The organism is Beijerinckia sp. L45 (genome assembly GCF_009765775.1).
Taxonomy (GTDB): Bacteria; Pseudomonadota; Alphaproteobacteria; order Rhizobiales; family Beijerinckiaceae; genus RH-AL1.
Genome location: NZ_LMUU01000051.1, coordinates 1 through 6,767, shown reverse-complemented (window position 1 = coordinate 6,767; position 6,767 = coordinate 1). Strand labels below are relative to the sequence as shown.

Here is a 6,767-nt window from a genome sequence, read left to right as displayed (position 1 = left end):
TAGACGTCATGGTCGCGCGACAGGGTCTGGACCGTGGCCCGCAGAAGCGTCGCGAAGTGCCCCGACATCGGCGCGACGACCAAAACCTTCGGTTGCGCGTCCTCGATGTCCTTCTTGAAGCGAAGCAGCGTCGCGAAAGGCGTCATGCGCACCACCTCCTCGGTGATCGGCACGAGCCGATTGCCGATCGCGACCGGCTCCAGCGCGAAGGCCGGGCGCACGCTGGTCACGCGCAGGTTGGCGAAGGTTTCGAGGTGGCCAGCCATCTTGCGGAGATGACGCGGCGTGACGCCGGGCCAGGGCATTCGCAGCGTGGCCGCCATGACATTGGCGAAAGGGCGCATGAGGTCGAACACGGTCGTCTGCGCTTCGTACGCCGCATACATCATTCAGACGTCCCGCTTGCCCATTTCTTGGACGACGGCATGCAACATGCAAGCCAGGGGTGCGGAACGCGGGTCCGACCTGCGACGCGGGAGGAGGCTGCCATGGCCGATGCTGTTCTCACCATCAGCAACAAGAATTACTCGTCGTGGTCGCTGCGCGGCTGGCTGATGACCAAGAAATCGGGCCTGCCCTTCCAGGAAAAGATCATCTCCCCGGACGACCCGTCGATGCGGGCAGAACTGCTGCTTCTGTCCTCGTCCATGCTTGTGCCCTGCCTGACCCACGATGGCCTCGCGATCTGGGACACGCTGGCGATCGGCGAATATCTCAACGAGATCCGACCGGAGGCGCAGATCCTGCCCGCCGATCGCGCGATGCGCGCACGCTGCCGGTCGATCTCCGGCGAGATGCATTCCGGCTTCGCTTCGATGCGCGCGGCGCTGCCGATGAACATCAAGGGCGACTATCCCGGCTTCCGGATCTGGACCAAGGCGCAGGCCGACATCGACCGGATCACCACGATCTGGCGCGATTGTCTCGACCAGTATGGTGGCCCCTACCTGCTCGGCGAACGTTCGATGGCGGACGCCATGTTCGCGCCGGTCGTGACCCGGTTCATCACCTACCACGTCGAACTCGACGACACGTGCCGGGCCTATTGCGCGCACATGATGGCGATGCCGCATCTGCGGGAATGGATCGTTGCGGCGAAGGCCGAACCCGACGTCTACGAAGAACTCGAAGCGGAGTTCTGATCCCCTCGGTAAGGCAAGAGCACACGTTTCTTCGGCAGAGCGAGCACCGGCAATCGATCGGCAAACGCAGCTCGCAAGAGGCGAAGTTGGCTCGGGTTTCGCTTGGCTGACCGCGGTTTCGGCAAAGCTCTGGTGGCTGGTCGGGCATCCCGACGGCGGCAGATCTTGGCGCGAAACGTTCTCCTCTCGAATGGAGCGACGCCAATGGATACCGCGGTCCTCAACAAGCCTCTCAGCGAAACTCCCGACGAAAACGGCAATACCTTTTCCCACGTGAAAGAAGGCGACACGCAGTTCGAGGTCGGCGGCTTGCGCAATTTCTTCGCTTATCGCGACCTCGGCATCGCCAAGGCGACCGGCGGCAAGGTGATCGCCCACCTCGTCCGCGCCAACGAGGCGCCGACGAACGGGACCGGCTGGCATAAGCACATTGCTGATTTCCAGATCGTCATCATGACCCGCGGCTGGGCCAAATTCATGTACGAAGATAAGGTGACGCTGGTCGAGGCCGGTGACTGCGTTCATCAGCGCCCCGGCATCCGGCACTATCTTTTCGATTACTCCAAAGACATGGAATATCTCGAGATCGTAGGGCCGGCCGACTTCGGCTCCGTCAACGTCGAGCCGCCGGATGCCGTGATCCCGCCGGTCACACCCTGGGTTTAGGCCGATGCTTCCCCGGTAACGATCGAATGCGCGGATCGTCGGCGCTATCGAAGCAGCGCTCTCGGGTTGCCTTCCACCCATCCGTTCATCACGTTTCTGACAAGTGCCCCAGTTCGTCAACGCCGGCAGGAAACCTTGACGTTCGGGTAACCATATCCCGTTAGCGTCGCCCTGATCCAAGGGCGCTGCTTCCGATGATTTCGACCTTTCTCGGCTACCAACTCTACGGCAACAATCTGCAGCAGAGTCTTGCCCGGACCGCCGCGGAACCCGCCGTTTCGCAGGCCGAGGCCTATTACAACGCCAATATCGGCAAGGTGAAAACCGTCAGCGATCTGGTCAACAATTACCAGTTGCTGTCGTATGCCACGCAAGCCTTCGGCCTATCGAATATGACCTATGCCAAGGCCCTGCTCACGCAGGTCCTCACCAGCGACCCCAACAGCAAGACCAGCGTCGCCGCACAGCTCAACGACAGCCGCTACACTGCTTTTGCCGCGGCCTTCAGCTTCAACACGGACGGTACGCTGTCGACCACGGCACAGCTGCAGACGACCGCCCAGCAGGCGACGACGGAAAGCCTGTTCAACGCCAACACCACGCTCAGTTCCACCGTCGCTGCGGCCGCGACGACCAACTACGAAAACGCGATGAAGTCGATCACCACGCTGAGCCAGCTGGACGCGAATCCGGTGGCGCTGGGTTACGTGCTGACGGCCTATGGCGCCGACGCCTCCACGACGTCGTCGACGTTCGACAACACCCTGGAAAGCAGCCTCTCGAGCCCTACGAGTTACCTGAACCAACAGGCCGACGCCGGCTACGGAGCCCTCAACAAAGCCTTCGATGTCGACTCGACCGGGGCCGCGACGACGACGACCCCCGCCGAGACCGATGCCAACATCACCGCCACGACGAACGCATACATGGTCGCGGCTGGGTCGACGGCGGCCGCGCAAACGGCCGCGGCAACGGAGACGACCTATTTCACGTCGAAGATCGGGTCGATCACCACGGCAGCCGAGCTGACGAGCGATCCCCGCCTGCTCGCCTACGTCGTCAAGGCCTATGGGCTCCCCAGCACCGCCACGGCATCGGACATCCAGCAGGCCTTGAGCAGCGATCCGAGCAGTGGAACAAGCTTCGCTGCGACCTCGCCCTATCCCGGGTTCAAGGCCCTCGCCAGCGCGTTCAATTTCGATACGACCGGCGCGGCCAAGACCGTGACGCAATTCCAGTCGGCAGCCCAGCAACAGTCGACCGTGCAACTCTACTCCGAACGGGAAGGCTCGGACACCGCAGCCGGCGCGGCCGCGACTGCCTACTACAACGCCAATATCGGCAAGGCGACCTCGGTCAGCGACCTCGAAAACGATCCGAAGCTTCTGTCCTACGTCCTCACCGCTTACGGCATCGATCCCACGACATCGGACTCGACGGTCAGTTCGGTTATCGAGAACACGTCATCGATCGCGACATCGACCGCGAACGCCTCGCTCCTGCAGCTGAAACTCGGCTTCAACGTCGATGCGAATGGCAATGCCACGAACCCGCTCACCGCGCAGTCCGCTGCCAATATCACAGCGACGACGTCGGCGTATCTCGCGGCTGCCCCGACCGACGCCGCCTCGCAGACCGCGGCGTTGACGGCGACCGCCTACTACAAGAGCGCGATGGCCAATGTCACGTCGGTCAGCAGTCTCCTGGCCGACCCGAAGCTTGTGGCCTACATCAAGCAGGCCTACGCCATCCCGGCGACGACGACGAACACCGTGTTGCAACAAGTGCTGACGAGCGACGTCACCAGCGCCAGCAGCGTCGCGAACACGATGGGCTCGAATTTTAGCACGCTTGCCGCGGCGTTCGACTTTTCAACGACCGGTATGATCGTGCCCGAGACGCAAGGGGCGCAGTCCAAGGCCCAGTTGAACGCAGTCAACAACGCCTACATCGAACAGCAGATGGAAACGGACGCCTCTGCGCAGAACCCCGGCATCGGGCTCGCCCTGTATTTTCAGACCAACGCATCCAAGATCACCGATGCCTACAGCATTCTCGCGGACTCGAAGCTGACGACCATTTTCCAGACCATGATGGGGCTGCCCTCCACCGCGTCCGGCGCCGACATCGACGTGCAGGCGAACGCGATCACCAACCAGTTCGATTTTTCCGATTTCAAAGACCCGACCAAGCTCAAAAGTCTGATCCAGCGTTTCTCGATCCTCTATGATCTCAATCCGCCGGCGTCGACCACGACCTATTCGACGACGTCGCTGTTCGGGAGCACCAACACGTTGGATGTTACGTCGCTGTTCGGTGCCACCTCGACCGGCTCGACGACGTCCGACGTAACGACGCTGTTTGGCTGAACGGCGGCGTGAATCTTAAACGGCTTCGATGATCGACAGGCCACCGCAGCTAGTCTTAGTGCGACGCAACCGGGCATCTGCCGGGCAGCGCCGCGATCGGCCGACCGCAGAGGCGGCGACCGGGTCGAATGCTAGACCGCCTCTGACGCGTGTCCTATTGGTGCAGATGCAGAATGCGTGGAAAAACTCGCATAACGCGCGCAGGCGAACAGCATTATCGCGACGGCGCAATAACTGAAGGCGAGCGTCGGCGAGCGCGCGAACCCGATGGCCTCGGCATGGATCAGGCCGAAGAAAGTGAGGATGCCGCCGGCTAAGGCGAAAGCAGCGGCTCTTTCGAACGCGCGTTCGATGACGAAGACCGCGATCGATCCGAGAATGATGCCGCCGAGCACCGCGCCCCCGCCAAGGACGACGAGCCCGTCATAGAGAATACCGTTGCCTGCGAGCTTGGCACTCCCGATCGCCGCAACACTGGTTCCGGCCGCGCCAAGAGCGCCGTCGATCATCGTCTTTCCCCAGGCCGCGATCTGCGGAATCACGGCCAGAATGATCGCGGGCGCATGATTATGCGGCGTCTCCTGGAAGGCCTGCGAGCCGATGAGCATGCCGATGTAAAGCAGGATCGGCAGGATCGCGACGACAGGGATCAGCGCGGTCATGAAGGCGATGATGCCGAACCACGACAGCACCAGCACGAACACGCCGGTGGCCGCGGAATAGCCGATCCGCCCGCCCATCGCCTTCCAGCCGGGATGGCCGATGTAGACCGCGTTGATGAACGGATTACCCATGCAGCAGCCGATCAGGCTGATGATGCCGTCGGCGGTCAGCACCCGCGTCGTCGGAAACGAGTCACCGGCCGCCGCGGCGCTCTCCACATTGTCCAGCGCCTCGACGAGGTCGTAGATCCCGAACGGGATGGCCGTCACCAGAATCACGCCAAGAAATTCGAAACCGGAAAACACGTGGCCGATCGCGGGTAGCGGTATCGAGAAGCCGAAGCGGGCGACGGAGCCGGAGAGACCGGCCAGCGTCAAGCCGCCGTAGTTCAGGCCGAAGCCGTTCGAGATCCAGGCGATCAGCGTGCCGACGGCAATCGCGACGAGACCGCCGGGCATGCCGCGAAAATAGCGGATGCCGCCGAACCAGTTGGCGAGAATAATCGCAAAGCAGATCAGTCCGATGACCGGCGTCAGCATCATCTGCAGCGCAGGGCTCATTGAGATGAACGTGATCGCGATGCCGGCGAGCGAACCGAGCAGCGCGGCGCGTGGCGTGATACGCCGGATGATCGGCGCCACAAACCCGCCAGCCATCAGCACGAAGCTTTGCACGAACACCCAGGTGAGCCCGGCCTCCCAGGCCTTGACCGGATCGCCGGTCTTGCCGAGAATCGGCAGCATGATTACGAAGACCACCACGAACATGTGGGGGACACTGATGCCGGACGGCAGCGCGCAGACATCGGTTCGGCCGGTCTGTTTCGCCAGGCGATAAGCGAGGTAGGCATAGTACAAGGTGCTGAGACAGAGCATCAGACCGGTCGCCGGCAGGATCCGGCCGAATACGATGTCGTCCGGCATCTTCAGCACGAACCGCAGCAATCCGGTCAGGACGAGAAGATTGACGAGAATGTTGGTGCCAAACCCAAAGAAGGCGTTCCAGTCGCCCGGGACCCAAAGCGCGGGCTGTCTCGCGCCCGCCGTCGCATTCACCGTCATCATGCTCTCCTTATGATGCCATCGTCACCTTCGTTTTGACGAACCCTGCGTCCCTGTGCGCGTCGAGCGCCGCGATGACATTCGCGGACGGCGCCACCCAGCCAAAGATCCCGCCCTGGGCGGTGATCATCTTGAGCGCCATCGCATGGAATTCGGGGAAGTAGGAGCCGGCGCAGTCCTCCAGCACCAGGCACTCGTAGCCGCGATCGTTGGCCTCGCGGACAGTGGTATGGACGCAGACTTCGGTCGTCACGCCGGTCACGACGAGCTGGCGAATCCCGCGGCTCTGCAGGATGGCCTGTAGATCCGTGGCGAAGAAAGCGCCTTTGCCCGGCTTGTCGATCACCGGCTCGCCCGGTGCCGGCGCCAGTTCCCCGATGATGTCGTGGCCTGGTTCACCGCGGACGAGAATGCGCCCCATCGGACCGCTGTCACCGATCGAGACCGCACCATGGCCACGCTCCTTCTTCGAGGGCGGCAGATCGGCGAGATCGGAGCGATGCCCCTCGCGCGTATGGAGGACAGGGAGGCCGGAGGCACGCCAAGCCGCAAGAAGTTGGCGGTTAGGCTCGATAGTCCGACGCAGCAGGCTGACATCGTTGCCGAGCATAGCGCCGAAGCCGCCCGGTTCGAGGAAATCGCGCTGCATGTCGATGATGAGAAGCGCGCAGCGATCCAGCGCCAGCGGAAATTCGTAAGGCTCGGCCGCAATGGGAAGAACGTCAGGGCTCATGGACAACAACCTCGTAACCATGAGCCGAAGCAACTTCCAGGCCAAGCTTAACCATGCTTGTCTTGACTTGAGACGCAAAAAGCCCGCCCCGTTTTCTGGGGCGGGCTTTTGTGAGTGTTGGTTGCGGGGACAG

Annotated in this window: 5 protein-coding genes and 1 pseudogene; 3 read left to right on the top strand and 3 right to left on the bottom strand. The window is 62.5% G+C overall.

Annotation, left to right across the window (positions count from 1 at the left end; genetic code table 11):
* A pseudogene (locus GSQ79_RS29305) lies at window positions 1–389 on the bottom strand (polyhydroxyalkanoate depolymerase); the annotation flags it as partial.
* 99 nt (window positions 390–488) lie between these two features.
* On the opposite strand from GSQ79_RS29305, the gene GSQ79_RS04805 reads away from it, so the two are divergent.
* From GSQ79_RS04805 to GSQ79_RS04795, 3 genes are all read left to right on the top strand, one after another.
* The gene (locus GSQ79_RS04805) at window positions 489–1,142 is read left to right on the top strand and encodes a glutathione S-transferase family protein (protein WP_158807598.1); all 654 of its coding nucleotides are present in this window, start codon (window positions 489–491) and stop codon (window positions 1,140–1,142) included.
* Window positions 1,143–1,346: 204 nt separating this feature from the next.
* Entirely contained in the window at window positions 1,347–1,808 is a 462-nt protein-coding gene (locus tag GSQ79_RS04800) for a cupin domain-containing protein (RefSeq protein WP_158807597.1), read from the top strand.
* Window positions 1,809–2,002: 194 nt separating this feature from the next.
* Window positions 2,003–4,177, top strand: coding sequence for a DUF1217 domain-containing protein (locus GSQ79_RS04795; RefSeq protein WP_158807596.1), 2,175 nt, complete (start codon window positions 2,003–2,005; stop codon window positions 4,175–4,177).
* A gap of 131 nt (window positions 4,178–4,308) precedes the next feature.
* On the opposite strand, the gene GSQ79_RS04790 is transcribed toward GSQ79_RS04795, so the two are convergent.
* Window positions 4,309–5,901, bottom strand: coding sequence for a regulator (locus GSQ79_RS04790; protein WP_158807595.1), 1,593 nt, complete (start codon window positions 5,899–5,901; stop codon window positions 4,309–4,311).
* Window positions 5,902–5,911: 10 nt separating this feature from the next.
* Complete coding sequence (locus tag GSQ79_RS04785; protein WP_158807594.1) at window positions 5,912–6,634, bottom strand: cysteine hydrolase family protein; 723 nt, start codon at window positions 6,632–6,634, stop codon at window positions 5,912–5,914.
* Window positions 6,635–6,767: the final 133 nt, after the last annotated feature.